12 protein-coding genes and 1 pseudogene are annotated in these 14,099 nt (G+C 69.5%); 8 read left to right on the forward strand and 5 right to left on the reverse strand.

Annotated features, from left to right (window positions below; genetic code table 11):
* Nucleotides 1-1,220 precede the first annotated feature (1,220 nt).
* The 5 genes and pseudogenes from IE247_RS31100 to IE247_RS31115 all read left to right on the forward strand — a co-directional run bounded on the left by IE247_RS31100 (nucleotide 1,221) and on the right by IE247_RS31115 (nucleotide 5,325).
* The gene (locus tag IE247_RS31100) at nucleotides 1,221-4,088 is read left to right on the forward strand and encodes a tetratricopeptide repeat protein (protein ID WP_190126691.1); all 2,868 of its coding nucleotides are present in this window, start codon (nucleotides 1,221-1,223) and stop codon (nucleotides 4,086-4,088) included.
* Nucleotides 4,081-4,305: a WhiB family transcriptional regulator gene (locus IE247_RS31105; RefSeq protein ID WP_190126692.1), complete on the forward strand. Its 225-nt coding sequence runs from the start codon at nucleotides 4,081-4,083 to the stop codon at nucleotides 4,303-4,305. The genes IE247_RS31100 and IE247_RS31105 overlap by 8 nt, the downstream gene beginning before the upstream one ends.
* Before the next feature lie 213 nt (nucleotides 4,306-4,518).
* Nucleotides 4,519-4,848 (forward strand): annotated as a pseudogene (locus tag IE247_RS34625) (DUF6192 family protein); the annotation flags it as partial.
* A gap of 19 nt (nucleotides 4,849-4,867) precedes the next feature.
* Nucleotides 4,868-5,167, forward strand: a complete 300-nt coding sequence (locus IE247_RS31110; protein WP_190126693.1) for a hypothetical protein — start codon at nucleotides 4,868-4,870, stop codon at nucleotides 5,165-5,167.
* 2 nt (nucleotides 5,168-5,169) lie between these two features.
* The gene (locus IE247_RS31115) at nucleotides 5,170-5,325 is read left to right on the forward strand and encodes a hypothetical protein (protein ID WP_190126694.1); all 156 of its coding nucleotides are present in this window, start codon (nucleotides 5,170-5,172) and stop codon (nucleotides 5,323-5,325) included.
* A 133-nt stretch (nucleotides 5,326-5,458) separates the two neighbouring features.
* Here the strand turns inward: IE247_RS31115 and IE247_RS31120 are convergent, their stop codons facing one another.
* From IE247_RS31120 to IE247_RS31135, 4 genes are all read right to left on the reverse strand, one after another.
* On the reverse strand, nucleotides 5,459-6,031 hold the full coding sequence (locus IE247_RS31120; protein WP_190126695.1) for a transcriptional regulator: 573 nt from the start codon (nucleotides 6,029-6,031) through the stop codon (nucleotides 5,459-5,461).
* The gene (locus tag IE247_RS31125) at nucleotides 6,032-7,672 is read right to left on the reverse strand and encodes a helix-turn-helix domain-containing protein (protein WP_190126696.1); all 1,641 of its coding nucleotides are present in this window, start codon (nucleotides 7,670-7,672) and stop codon (nucleotides 6,032-6,034) included.
* Nucleotides 7,669-7,950, reverse strand: coding sequence for a helix-turn-helix domain-containing protein (locus IE247_RS31130; RefSeq protein ID WP_190126697.1), 282 nt, complete (start codon nucleotides 7,948-7,950; stop codon nucleotides 7,669-7,671). Before IE247_RS31130 ends, IE247_RS31125 begins: the two co-directional genes overlap by 4 nt.
* Before the next feature lie 444 nt (nucleotides 7,951-8,394).
* Nucleotides 8,395-9,459: an alpha/beta hydrolase gene (locus tag IE247_RS31135; protein WP_229869471.1), complete on the reverse strand. Its 1,065-nt coding sequence runs from the start codon at nucleotides 9,457-9,459 to the stop codon at nucleotides 8,395-8,397.
* 282 nt (nucleotides 9,460-9,741) lie between these two features.
* Between IE247_RS31135 and IE247_RS31140 the strand changes: the two genes are divergently transcribed.
* The gene (locus IE247_RS31140; protein WP_190126699.1) at nucleotides 9,742-10,416 is read left to right on the forward strand and encodes a TetR/AcrR family transcriptional regulator; all 675 of its coding nucleotides are present in this window, start codon (nucleotides 9,742-9,744) and stop codon (nucleotides 10,414-10,416) included.
* Nucleotides 10,417-10,723: 307 nt separating this feature from the next.
* A complete protein-coding gene (locus tag IE247_RS31145) occupies nucleotides 10,724-11,338 on the forward strand; it encodes a YdeI/OmpD-associated family protein (protein ID WP_229869472.1) in 615 nt (204 codons plus the stop codon).
* An 874-nt stretch (nucleotides 11,339-12,212) separates the two neighbouring features.
* Here the strand turns inward: IE247_RS31145 and IE247_RS31150 are convergent.
* Nucleotides 12,213-13,199 (reverse strand): alpha/beta fold hydrolase, encoded by a 987-nt coding sequence (locus IE247_RS31150; RefSeq protein ID WP_190126701.1) that lies wholly within the window; start codon nucleotides 13,197-13,199, stop codon nucleotides 12,213-12,215.
* Between the two features lie 143 nt (nucleotides 13,200-13,342).
* Between IE247_RS31150 and IE247_RS31155 the strand changes: the two genes are divergently transcribed.
* Entirely contained in the window at nucleotides 13,343-13,948 is a 606-nt protein-coding gene (locus tag IE247_RS31155; RefSeq protein ID WP_190126702.1) for a helix-turn-helix domain-containing protein, read from the forward strand.
* Nucleotides 13,949-14,099: the final 151 nt, after the last annotated feature.

Below are 14,099 nucleotides of genomic sequence, written 5' to 3' on the forward strand. Positions count from 1 at the left end.
CATGCGGTGGACCACCACAGCGCGGGCGGGGAGGGCGACGCGGTGAGCACGGACACATACACCAGCGGCCCGGTCCGGCGGGCGGTGGCCGACGTGCGGGACGGCGCTGCGGACCCGGTTCTGGCGGCTGCGGTGCGGTCTACGCCGCGTTCGCGGTGCCCGTGCCCGGCGACTCGATGACCGGAGAGGTCCTGCCCGTCCTGTGGTCGGTGATCACTGAGGAGGAGCGGGAAACGTACCCGGAGCAGCTGGAGGCGTTCGTGGGCCGGTACCGGGAGCGGCTGGTGCGGTTGTACGCGGAGTACGGGCCGCATTCCGTGGTCGCGAGGTACGGGCGCCCTGGCCCCTTGCAGGACCGCGTCGTTGCGTCGTTGGAGGGCCGGGCCAGTGACGGCCTCGCAAACACGAGGGCCAGTGGAGGGTGGCTGAGCAGATCCGGGGCAGGCCGTGGGGCCGACCACATCGGAATGTCCCTTCCCCGCGAGTCGGTCAGTCGTCGGCGGAAAGACTTGCGGTAGCCGGTCCTTCGAGCGCAGGCAGTCGGAATTGCGCAGGACTGCCGTCCTTCTCCTGAGCCTGGACCGCGTTCTGGCTCCTATCGTTCTGAATCGGCGGAGTATGCGAACGGCGGTCGGCGAGAGGTGTCGTTCCGGAGTGGGTGCCGCCGTGGTGCTGTGACGCTACCGTTCAGGGAACGTAGCGCCCTGTCGCCGCTGTCTCAACAGCGCTTGAAGGTAGGGGTGTTCAGGTTCGGCTTCACACGATTGGGAGTGCTTGATGGCGGGGGGCGCGGGGTGGGGAAGAGTCTGGCTGTGGACAGCCGTGGTGCTGGCCGGGCTGGTGTCGGCGGGGCTGGTGCTGGTCGTGGTCCTGGCTGATCTGGATACGGCGGGGCAGGTGGCGAGTATCGCCGGTGCGATCGGGGGTCTGGCGGCAGTCGTTGCCTCCGTGGCCGCTCTGGCCCGCACCCCGGGTGGTTCCGGAAGCAGAGCCGGGGACCGTGCTGGCAGACGGGTGAGGGCCGGGCGCGGTGGGATCGCTGCGGGCGGTGACATCACCGGCAACGCCATCGGCGACCGGTCGCAAATCTCTGGTCCCCGGACGCCCGGGTCCACCACCGCGCGACGATCCGGCACGGGTGATGACGTCCAGGCCGGTCCGGGCGGAACCGCCGCCGGCGGGGACATCACGGGGAACGCCTTCGGGGAGGACAGCCAACGATGACACCACCCTTCTGGAACCGCGAAAAACGCTCTCCCACCATGGACGGAGCGGAGACCGAGCCTGTAACCGACAGCGAAGCCGGCCTGCCAGAGCAGCAGGCCGTCGTCGACGGGGACGGGGACGATGGGTTGGGGCAGGACGCCGTGCCGGTCATCGACGGAACACGGCAGGTGGATGTGCGACGGGGTGGGGTGGGGGCGGGCGGGAACATTGAGGGGTCCGCCTTCGGTGCGAACAGCCAGGTGTTGTACGTCCGTGAGCAGCATGTTCACCAGGCGCTGGTGCCTGAGAGTGAGGTGGTGTGGCCGGTGGAGATTGGGCCGGTGCCAGGGCTCGCCTCCGCTTTTCAGCCTCGTGCCGCCGTGCGGGAGCGGGTGGACGCGGCCCGTTCGCGGGGTGGTGCGGTGGTGCTCACTCAGGTCTTGTGCGGTGGGGGTGGAGTCGGGAAGTCGCAGTTGGCCGCCGCCTACGCCATTGACGCCCTCGCTGAGGGGACTGACCTTGTGGTCTGGGCCGGGGCGATGGATGTTCAGCAGGTGATCACCCAGTACGCGCAGGCTGCGGTCCGGGTACGGGCGCCGAAAGCTGACGGGCGGGATCCGGAGACGGATGCGCGGGCGTTCCTCGCGTGGCTCGGGACCACTTCCCGGCGGTGGCTCGTGGTTCTGGATGATGTCACTGATCCGGCGGTTATGGGTTCCTGGTGGCCGGTCAGCCGTACCGGGTCGGGCTGGGTTCTGGCCACCACCCGGCTCCAGGACGCGCGGCTCACCGGCGGCGGGCGTACCCGTATCGGTATCGATGTCTACACGGTTGAGGAAGCCGTCACCTACGTGCAGGACCGGCTGACCGGCGACGGGGTGGAGTATCTCCTTGACGATCAGGTGGGTGCTCTGGCCGAAGCGCTCGGGCTTCTCCCTCTTGCACTGGGACATGCCGCGGCCTACATGATCAACGAGGAACTCACCTGCGCGGCCTACCTCGACCGGTTCAACCACCGTCAGACGCGTCTTGGTCAGGCCCTGCCGTCGTGGGCGGATACCGAAGGGTATGGGCGAGAGGTCGCCATCACGCTGCTGCTCTCTCTCGACGCGGCGCGTGCGGCCGATCCGGCCGGGCTCGCCGAGCCAGTCCTGCGCTTGGCCGCTCTCCTCGACCCGGCCGGTCATCCCCATGCCCTGTGGAGCACCCAGGCAGCGCTCGCTCACTTGGGTGGGCACAGGGCTGAGCCGTCGCAGCAGCAGGATTTCGGAGAGTTACCGTCTATCACATCCGAGCAGGCTCACAGCGCGTTGCGCCTCCTTCACCGGTACGCGCTGCTCGCCTGTAACACCAGTGCTGAGCCCCGGGCGATCCGTATCCACGCCCTCACTGCCCGTGCGGTGAGGGAGACCACCGTCGAGGAGCAGGTCCCTGTACTGGCTGTAGCCGCTGCCGACATGTTGCGGGAAGTGTGGCCCGAGCCTGATCATGCGGATGCTGACCTCGCCGCTGCGTTGCGGGCCAATACCGGCATACTCGACCACCATTCCGGCGATCACTTGTGGCAACCCGAAGCACATGAAGTCCTCTTTCGTTCAGGTACTAGCCTCTTCGACTCAGGTCTGGCCAGCGTCTCCTACTGGCACGACTTAGCCACGCGCAGCGAACGCATCCTCGGGTCCGAGCACCCAACAGCTCTTGTCGCCTGTGGCAACCTCGCCACCTCGTACCGGCAGGTGGGACGGTTTGAGGAGGCTATCCGTATCGCGGAGCAGGTCGTCATCGACTGCGAACGCATCCTCGGACCCGAGCACCCCCACACCCTCAGCTTCCGCAACAGCCTCGCCGCCTCATACAAGCAGGCGGGACGGACCCAGGAAGCCATCCGCCTGCAGGAGCAGGTTGCCATCGACCGGGAACGCATCCTCGGACCCGAGCACCCGGCCACCCTCACCGCCTGCGGCAACCTCGCCGCCTCATACAAGCAGGCGGGACGGACCCAGGAAGCCATCCGCCTGCAGGAGCAGGTTGCCATCGACCGGGAACGCATCCTCGGACCCGAGCACCCGGCCACCCTCACCGCCTGCGGCAACCTCGCCGCCTCATACAAGCAGGCGGGACGGACCCAGGAAGCCATCCGCCTGCAGGAGCAGGTTGCCATCGACCGGGAACGCATCCTCGGACCCGAGCACCCGGCCACCCTCAGCGCCCGCGGCAACCTCGCCCACTCCTACCAGCAGGCGGGACGGACCCAGGAAGCCATCCACCTCCAGGAGCAGGTCCTCAGTGACCACGAACACGTCCTCGGACCCGAGCACCCCGCCACCCTCACCGCCTGCGGCAACCTCGGCACCTCGTACCGACAGGCAGGACGTATTGAGGAGGCCACTCGCATCATGGAGCAGGCTGTCATCGACCGGGAACGCATCCTCGGACCCGAACACCCCCACACCCTCACCGCCCGTCGCAGCGTTGCTCTCTGTTACCGGTATACAGGACGTAGAGTCGAAGCCATCCGCATCCAGGAACAGGCCGTTGTCGACCATGAACGCGTTCTCGGACCCGAACACCCGGACACTCTGAGCGCCTGCGGCGATCTTGCCACCTCCTACCGGCAGGCAGGCCGTCTCGAAGAGGCCATCCACCTCCAGGAGCAGGTCCTGGCCAGCTTTGAACGCATCCTCGGACCCGAACATGAGAACGCCCTCACCGCCCGCCGCGATCTTGCCACCTCCTACCGGCGGGCTGGACGCGCCGAGGAGGCCATCCACCTCCAGGAGCAGGTCCTGGCCAGCTTCGAGCAAATCCTCGGACCCGAACACATCAGCGCCAAGACGATGCAGGCATTGTTGGGCGTATGGAGGGCACAGCAGAATGGGTGAGCAGCTCCTGGCCCGGCTCGAGGACCATCGCACCGAGCGCCCGGCCCATGCTTTGGACGGGCGGGTCGAGCACGGCGTGTGGGGCGGGATGACCGAGCGGGACAGGCGCACGCTACTGCGCCGCTGGCCCACCGTGACGCCCTGGCGGCAGCTGCTGGAAGCGGCCCGCAGCACGCACGACGCGGCGGGACAGGAACGAGAAGCCGGTACCGGATGAGTGAATGCGGCCCCTGTACGGGCTGCCGGGCGCTGCCGGCGTAGTCATGACGAGGCTCCTCACGCAGATGGCGCGGGACCGTCGCCGTGGCCTCGGCGACCAGGGTCCCCCCACGGGCCCGTGCATGTTCCGTACTGCTACGAGACAGCCTAGGCACACAGGACGCAGCCAAGGCTGACTTCCTCCTCAGATGGCGCGAGAGTGGCGTGTCTGATGGCTCATACCCCGCCCCCTCCCCGCATCTGGCAGCCAGTGCCGGCCAAGTCCGCGTTTCTTCCTGGACGGTGCTACTGCTCAAACGCCCGGGGGTGGCCGCGCTACAGGCGGACACCCCCTCGCTGCCCTCACCTTCCGAGCAGCTGTCCCCACGGACCCGTGGGGACAGCGCCGTTGACTCCGGCGGTGCGGGGTCTGGACCGGACGATCGAGTTCCTCGACCTGATCGGGGCGGGTCACAAGTTCGTGGCCGCGACGGGCCGGCTGGTCCCTCTGATGCGGGGCCGCGCCCCCTCGGAGGACGAACGCGCGACCGTGCAGACCAATATCGCTCGTGTGCTCGAGGATGGAAGCCCGCCCCGCCGGACTCCTCTCCGGCCAGCTCCTGCGCGCCACCGAGCTCTCCCCGGGCCAGGCACGCAGCGGGTCGGCGATGCCGCGGGACCAGATCAGCGACCAGGAATTGCCGCCGCTCGTGTGGTCGCGGCAGGACGGGTATCTGTTCACTGCCGACCCGGATCTGCTGCGCGCCTACGAGCTGGTGGTGGTGCGACAGCGGCTGGTGGGGCTGTTCGCGGACTACAGGCCGGGTCGGCGATCTCCCGGCGTGGGCGGTACGAGCTCCTCGCGCACCCTGTCGCCCTGATCGTGCTGGAACGCCTGACCACTCTCCCCTTCGCGCTGACCGGGCGGTGGGCGGACGAACTGCCCGCGCGGTGGCTGGAGGACCTCGCGTCCATCTGGGGCATGGCGGTGCGGTGGCCCAGGGGCGCGGTGCGGGCCGGGTCGGGGCAGACGGCGTGAGTGCCTGGCGGCCCCGTCCGGGAGGCCGTGGGGCTGATCTACTCCGGGACGGGTTGATGTCCAGCAGCGGCTCAAGGCGCCCCCAAACAGAAACCTCCCGGCGATGGGAGGCTTCTGGGGTTGCTCGCTTCTTCTATGCGGCGAAGCCGACGCTGGTGACGTATTCGTAGCTTCCCCAGTCCGAGCCGAGGTCGCCGATGATGTCGTCCCAGGCGTCTTCGAGTCCCCGGTGGTCGCCGGCTGCCCACGCTCCGACGAGCTTGTCCCAGCGGCGGACGTTCATGTCCCGGTGGGTGAGGACGCGCTTGTTGCGCTGCGCGACCCGTGACTGGTTGAGCGGGTGGATCTCGATACGGGTCCCGCGGCCGTCTTTGTTGAGGCGCTTGAGGAGATGCTTGGCCACGTTCTGGCGGCGCACAACCCGGTAGACGCGTTCGATTTTCTCCAGGCTCGCCCGGGAGGGCTTCTGCTTGCCTTCGAGCCAGGCTTTGAGGGTGCGGTCGGTGACGGTGAGGCCGGCGGCTTTCGCCGCCGCCCGGGCGTGGCCGGTGCGGGTGAGGTAGTTCAGGCGGGCTGTCCAGCCGCGTTTGGCGGTGACGGGGGTGGTGATGCCTCCGGCGAGTTTGTCGAGCTGGTCGGCGACCGCGTCTCCGCCCTTGATGCCGTCGGCGCCGTACTTGCCGAACTCGATGTTCTTCTCAGGCACTTACTCCCTCTCTCCAGTCGTGGTGTGGTCTTCGGTGGTGGTGCCGATGGTGTAGGTGTCCTTGACCTTGACCTCGGTGACGCCGCGGCCTTCGGGGAACACATGCCGCCAGTCGCCGATGACGTGGAGTTCGTCGGTGCCCATGGCGCGGACGACGTGCAGGCCCTCGGTGTGGGCCTTCCACGCCTTCATCCACAAGTTCGCGAACGCCTGGGAGCGGATCAGATGCATCCAGTCCTGGCGGTAGAGCTCGCGGTTGTAGTTCGACTCCCCCATCGTCGAGACAAGTTTCGAGTACATCGCCTTCACATACTCCAGGGTCACACTGTCGCCGTCCTCGATCGCCTGCGCGCGGGCGTCGGTGAGGGTGATCCGGAACTTCTCCAGGAGGTTCTCCGTCGAACCGGAGGTGTACGACTCGTGGATCTCCGGGGGCTCACACAGCTGGTGCTTCGGCCCGGAGAGGCGGAGCAGGAGACGCAGGGTGGGTTCGGTGACCCACAGGGGGCCGGGCTCGTCACGCTGGCCGATCGGGTTCGGCAGGACGTCGCTGTGGTTCCAGGTGGGTGGGGTGATCAGGTGGATTCCGGCGCGGCGGCGGTCGAAGTCGAAGCCGGTGGAGTGTTCCAGCTGGCCGATCGGCAGGTGTGTTTTCAGGGCGGAGAGGTAGGCGGCGTTCATGTCGAGCGCGGTCACCTCGTGCACGCCCGGAGGCGGTACTGCCCTTGTCCATTTCGGGCGGGCCTCCCACACCTGGTCGGCGCCCTTCGCCGTCTGCTTGCGGAGGACCTTCGGCAGGGCGGGGTGCGCGACGATGTCGTAGCGGGCGCCTTTTCGGGTCTCGTCGAGGAGGGCCATCGCGTCCGGGATCGCCTTCTTGATCAGGGCGGCGGTGGCTTCGTCGACATCGCCACCGTGCTCGGCGAGCGCGGCCCGGACAGCCTGGACGATGAGGACGCCGGGGCCGGACTCTTCCTGGAACGCCCGCCCACGCGGCGGCTTCACCGACGCCGGACGCGAGGCCGGGCGGCTCGTACGCACGGCGCGCTCCGAGACCGGCGGCGACGCCTGCGCAGCGGGAGCGCTCCCTGCCGGGGCGGGGGTGGCGTCGGCGGCTGGTCCCGGCTCGGCGGGAGCCACGGCAGGAGAAGCGGCGACGGGAGGGGTGGGAGTGGGGTGGCAGTCGGCGGGGTCGAGGTGCTGCGCGAAACCGTCCATCCGATGGGAGGCGGGATTCCCGCACAGCACACACGGCTCGGGCACCGCCAGGGCCTCGACGTCATCGGCCGGCTCGTCGTTCCCGGGGGCCAGGGCGGCGGCCTCGGAGGGCGTTTCCTCGGACGCGGGGTCGATGTCGACCAGGTCCACGCCGTCCTCGACGGCCGGGGGCTCGGTGGCGAACTTCGCCGCGAGGCCGTCGAGGAGGTACGCGTATTTCGTACGGATCTCACCCGAGGGGTCGCGGCCGGACTCCCAGCCGGACAGCGTGGACGGACTCACCCCGAGCGCTTTGGCGACCTGTGCCTTGGACAGGCGGGCGCGCTCGCGCAGCTCCCTGCGCACCCCGGGCTCGGGAAGTACGGCCTGCTCGATGACGGAGGACAGCAGCGAGTCGATCGCCTCGAAGTCGTGGTCGCTCACCGGCCGGCTCCCTTCACCCTCACGGTGCGCCGCCGGTCCGCGGGCAGCGCCTCGCACGCCCTCGTCGGCCCGTCGAGCAGGTCGAGGGGACGGACGCCGTAGTGGACAGCGAGGGTGTCCACATCGGCCAGCTGCCACGAAGCGGCACCGGACTGACGGCGCGAGACCTGTGTCTGCGTCAGCCCCAGGACCTCCGCGACCACCCGCTGCGAATCCCCTGTCGCCTGCATCAACGCCGCCACCGTCAACCGCAGCGACTCCTCCAAACCCATTCCCATGACCACACCCTACCAATAAATCATGCGCTAAACGCATGAAGACATGGCTTCCAGTCGACTCAACAGCTAGAACAAATCATTCCGATACGACACCCGACAGGGGCCCCGGAGCGCGACATACAGCCGACAACGGCCGACGCGAATGCCTTGTCGAGGACCTCTTTGTTCGCCGCTTCCGCGTCCGATCCAGCCGGCGTTCTTGCCGTCGTATTCCACGCCCGCCTGACCGGCCACGGCGGCACCGTGGCCGTGGCCCCGTTCACACCCAGCCGATCCCCGCACCCGGGTGTTCCCGAGGGGGGCTACCCGGTCACGGGAGTCTCCCAGCCTTCACGAGATCAGCCGGCGTTTGAACTCGAACTGGTCCTCCGCGCCCGGCGGCTGCGCGGAGATCTGGGCAGCTTCACCCCCTGACCCGCTTACCACATACTCGGAAGCGGTGGTTCACCGTCGGTCCCGGAGCTCCTTGTCCAGGAATCGGGTGATCGTGCCCATCACCTTCTGTGTGGTCCACTTCTTTCCGGCCTCGGGATTACCGAGGAAGGCCAGGTCGCCATGGTCGGCTCCCTTGATGACATAGCGCGTGCCCGGGACCCGCTTCGCCTTGAGGGCGTCGAGCATGATCAGTGACTGGCTGGGTGAGATGATGCGGTCGCTGTCGCCGTGGAGCAGGATGAAGGGTGGCGTTGACGGGCTGAGGTAGGTGGCGGGGTTGGCCGCCCGGTTCGCGGCGCGGTCCGTCAGGACGGTCTTGGTCGAGTTCGGTCCGAAGACATAGGCGTTGATGGAGCTGTTGGGCGCCATGTTGAGGGCCCTGGTCTCCGCGTCGAAGTCGTCGGCGGTCCTGGCGAGGTCATGGGTGCCGAACTGGTCGACAACGGCCTGGACGTCGCTGCTCCGGTCGAGGTGGTCGCCCTGTTCGAACTGTTCTCTGCCGTTGGTGGCGCCGGTCATGGCCGCCAGATAGCCGCCGGCCGACTGGCCCCAGACGGCCACCTTGTCGGTGCTGATGCCCAAGGCGTCGGCATGGGAGCGCAGATAGCGGATCGCCGACTTCACATCCGCTACGCCGTCCCGGTAGGTGGAGCCGGTCCTCGTGGTGCGGTACTCGATGCTCGCCACGGCGTAACCCTGCTCGGCCACATAGGTGCGCTGGTTGAGGTTGTTCGTCTTGTCCGCCATCAGGAATCCGCCGCCGGTGATGTAGACCACCAGGGGCTTCGGGCCCTTCGTCCGCGGGATCTGCAGATCCAGCCTCAGGTCGTGCCGCACGCCTCCGGCGGTGGGCGACGCGTACACGATGTTCTGATGCATGGTCACCTGGGTTTTCCCGCAGCGGATCTGTGGTCCGTCCGGAACGATGACCGTGCTGGATCGCGTACTGGCCGGTTTGACCGTCTTCGCGATCGGAACGGCGCCTTCGGGTGGCCCGCCGGGGGCGGCGGGGGACTTCGGGCAGTCGGCCGTCTTGGTCACGGCCGCGATCTCCAGGGCCTCGGTGGATGTCACGGGTCCGGCGGACGAGCATGCCGTCCCACCCAGACCGAGAAGTGTGATCCCGGCGATCACGCCTAACCTGCGATATGCAGCCATAGCGGCCCCTCCAGTAAGTGGAGAAGATATCTCCAGTTAATGACCGTAGCACCGCCGGGTCCGGAGTGCGAGCAACTCCGCGCCGACTCCTCAGCGTTGAGGGGCGTCTCCAAGGGAACGCTTGACCGCACCGGCCGGGATCCCCTCCAGCGGAGTCATCGCGAACCGCCCTGGATCGGCGGGACTATCCTGTGCCGCATGACGGAGAGTTCCCGGCAGAGCGATCCGGTGGAGGGCGGTCGCCCCCTGCGCCGAGACGCCGCCCTCAACCGCGAGCGCATCCTCCACGCGGCACGTGAGGTCTTCGGCCAACAGGGGCTGGGGGTCACGCTCGACGGCGTGGCCCGCCACGCGGGAGTCGGCGTAGGGACCGTCTATCGCCGCTTCCCCACCAAGGAAGCCCTGATCCAGGCCCTGTTCGCCCAGGACCTCCGGATACGCCAGGAAGCGGCCGACAGAGCCCTCGCACACCCCGACCCCTGGCAGGGCCTGGTCGACTTCCTGATGGAGATGGCCGCCGACCTCGCCGAGAACCGTGGCCTGTACGAAGTGCTCATGCTGGGCGCGCACACATCCGCCCCCATCGACTCGGCACGCGACGGCATGCTGCCCCTGCTCCAGGCCCTGATCCGCCGGGCCCGGGAAAGCGGGGATCTCCGCCCCGAGGTGACTCCCGCCGACATCCCCGTCATCCAGCACATGGTGTACGCCGCCGCCCAGTTCACCCACGGCCAGCAGCCGGACACCTGGCGCCGCTACCTCGAAATCCTCCTCAACGGTCTTCGTCGGCGCCCCGACGATCCTCCGCTGGAGACCCCGAGCCTCAGCGACGAGATGGTGGAACAGGCGATGGGCATCAGCAGGGCCGAGTAGACACCACCCCGGCACCCGGCCCCGGTGAGCCGGCAGCGGTCAAGGTGACGGCGGCGGCGTGGGCGTGGGCGTCGTACCAGCGCACATCTGGGACGCCTCCACGGTCGCTGCCCTGGACGCGATCGAATTGAAGTACGTCCAGCGCGGCAAGACGGTCGAGATCATCGGTCTGAAGACCCCTGTGCCGACCTCGACGGCGAGCTCACCGGGGCGGGCGTGGTGGGCGAGCCGGGCCGGCACCGACGCTGCGGGTTCAACGAGTCACACCCCGCCAGGTCGCGGCACCGGGTCGCGGCACTAACCTGCGGTGGTGACCGGAACCGAGCTGGATGAGTTGATCGTCGCTGACAGCGCGGCGCTGCGCGCGTGGCTGCTGGAGAATCACACCGCCTCTCCTGGCGTGTGGCTCGCCCTGACCAGGAAGGGCGGCTCCGTCACCACGCTGACCTGGCAGCAGGCGGTCGACGAGGCGCTGTGCTTCGGCTGGATCGACGGCCAGGCCCGCAAGCGGGACGAGGGGAGTTCCTGGAGGCGGCTCACCCCGCGCCGGCCCCGCAGTGTCTGGTCGCTGCGCAACGTCGCCAACGTGGCCCGGCTGGAGGCGGCCGGCCTGATGCTGCCCGCCGGCCGCGCCGCGGTGGACGCCGCGAAGGCCGACGGCCGGTGGGCGGCCGCCTACGCACCGTCATCGGAGGCGGAGGTGCCGGCCGACCTGCGAGCCGCGATCGCCGCCGACCCAGCGGCGCAGGCGATGTTCGAGGTGCTCACCAAGACCAACCGCTTCGCCCTCATCAACCGGGTCAATGCCGTCAAGCGGACCGAGACGCGCACCCGGAAGATCGCCGAGTACGTGGCGATGCTGGCCCGCCACGAGACGATCCACCCACAACGAGCCAAGCCGGCGGACCCGCCGACGCCGTGACCACCCCGACCACCACGCCGTACACCGGAGGCCCGGGCCCACGCCGCCCCGCCCGGCGCCGGGCCGGCTTCCCTGGGTGTGGCCCGTTGCCCGGTACCGGCGGTCTGTACGGCCGCGTCCCCGGGCAAAGCCATGTCAGCCTCGGCGGGGAGACCGAGCCGGCGGCGCGCCTCTGCGGTGGCCGCAACCGCTGACGCGAGCGCCCCGGCGGTCTCCGGGCCGATCCCGGACAACGCGGCAGTAAGGACGTCGATCGCGTCCAGCACGTCCTCGGCCGCCACCTCGCTCCAGGCCGTGGGGGGTGACGACATCCGCGAGATGACGGGCGCTCGCCACCGCCGTCTCGGCCCGCTGCTCGACTCCGGAACCCGGGTTCAACGACTCCAGTGGCGGATGATCGCCGCCTTCACGCTGATGTCGATCGAGCCTGTCACATCACTGTCCGGGTTGTTCGCACTCTCTCCGGCCGGGCTCGCGTTCTACCGTGCCTTCGGCAGCCCAGCCAGACTCCCGGCGCTCCTCGCTGTGACCGGCCGCCCGCCACACAGGTCGGCCGACCCTGTGCCGGGTGAACAGGGACAGGGTCGCAGTGGAAAACGGTCTCACCGGTGTCCAGGGCCGCACGGCGCGGATCCGGTCCTCCGATGCGCAGGGGCCGGGCCCGGATCGTGAGCAGCTCGGTGGTCAGGGAGGACACCGTCGTCCAGCTCCTCCGGCCGCCAGCCGGTGATGTCGGGCGGCAGTCCGTCCAGCGGCCCGCCCACGAGCGCGGCGTACGTCTGGTGCGGGAGCGGGCCGGGTGGGGATGGTCGGGCAGGCCCCGGCTCGGCCGCCGGGAGTACCCGGACGGCAGCACCGGCCGCGCCCGGGCGGTTCAGCCCGTGAGGGTGCTGAGCCAGTCGGTCAGCAGACGGTTGGTCTCCTCGGGGCGTTCCTGCTGGATCCAGTGGCCGCAGCCCTCTATGAGGTGGGAGGCGGCCAGGCCGGGGAGGGTGGTGGGGAAGGTGTCGATGGCGTCGGACATCCAGGTGATGGAGGCGTCCAGGGCGCCGCCGATGAACAGGGACGGCTGCTTGATCGGGGCGCCGCGGTGGGGGGCGAGGTCTTCCCAGTCGCGGTCCATGTTGCGGTAGCGGTTGAGAGCGCCGGTCAGACCCGTGCGCTCGAACTCTCCGGCGTAGACGTCGAGGTCGTCCTCGGTCAGCCAGGCCGGGAGGATGCCGGCGGGAAAGCGGTCGCGCAGCCGGCCGCCGCGGGCGACGAAGTGCGGGTCGGGCTCGCCCTGGGCGGGCATGGTGTCGGCGGACAGGGCGGCGTAGAAGCCCGCGAGCCAGCCCCGCACGTCGGGCTCGATCTCCGTCTCAGTGCGGCCGGGCTCCTGGAAGTAGGAGATGTAGAACTCCTGCTCGGGGCCGCCGAGCCGGCCGAAGAGGTCGGTGGGGCGGGGGCCGCCGGGTGGCGCGTACGGGACGCTCAGCAGGGCGACGGCCCGGAAGACCTCGGGGTGGAGCAGGGCGGAGGTGGCGGCGATGTTGGAGCCCCAGTCGTGGCCGACGACCACCGCGTTCTCCTCGCCGAGGGCGTGCACGAGGGCGACGTTGTCCTCCACCAGGTCCAGCATCCGGTAGGCGTCGGTCGCCGCGGGCTTGGAGGAGCGGCCGTAGCCGCGCACGTCGATCGCCACCGCCCGGTAGCCGGCCGCGGCGAGTGCGGGGAGCTGGCGGCGCCAGGAGTACCAGGACTCGGGGAAGCCGTGCACGAGCAGGACCAGCGGTCCGGTGCCCTGCTCGGCCAGGTGCAGACGTCCGGCCGGGGCCTCGACGGTGCGGTGACGGAGTGCGTCGGACGGCTCGGGCTGCATGGGAGCTTCTCCTCGGTTCGCGGGTGGACACAGGTACCCCCCGATCATGCGGCGCGGTGCCCGTCCGACGCGATTACTCTTGCCAGTCTGGCAAATGTGCAGGACAGGATGGTGGAGCGGCGCGTCCAGAAGGGGCGGAGCGGATGACAGGCGACGATATGACCGGCACGCCGGCGGCGATGGGCCCCCGGCTGCGGGCCGCGCGCGAGCAGCGCGGCTCCACGCTCACCGGCGTCAGCCGCGCGACCGGCATCTCCCCGAGCACGCTGTCGCGGATCGAGACCGGTCGGCGCAAGCCCACCCTGGAAGTGGTGTTGCGGTTGGCGAAGGAGTACGGCGTCTCCCTGGACGAGCTGGCCGGCACCGCCCCCGCCGCCGTTCCCCGCGCCTCCGCGCTCCAGCGTTTCGGCGACGACAAGGCGGTGCTGCCGCTGACCCGGTACGTCGGGGGCCTGCATGCCCACAAACACGTCCTGCCGGCCGTCCAGGAGCCGCCCGCGCGGCCCCGGCAGGTCTCCCACGACGGCTGGGAATGGCTGTGCGTCCTGTACGGGCGGCTGTGGCTCGCACTCGGCGATCAGGACCTCGTCCTGAGTGCCGGGGACGTCGCCGAGTTCGAAACCCGCGATCCCCACGGGGTCGCGAACGCCGGCCCCGGCGGCCCGGTCGAATACCTGATCATGTTCGGGCCACAGGGCGAGCGCCTGCGACCGCGGACCCCGCCCGCCCCCGGCCTCAGGGACCGGTAGCGAGGAGAGAGCGAACGGCCTGACGCCCTGGATATGTCCGGGGACGTCAGGCCTCTTCCTCGTAGTTGTGCCGGATCGCAGTGGTCAGGGCGAGGAATCGACCCATGGCCCCGTCTCGGTCGGCGCACTCTGGGAGTGGGCACCCTGGCGT

It is taken from the genome of Streptomyces inusitatus (genome assembly GCF_014651115.1).
GTDB lineage: Bacteria > Actinomycetota > Actinomycetes > Streptomycetales > Streptomycetaceae > Streptomyces > Streptomyces amakusaensis.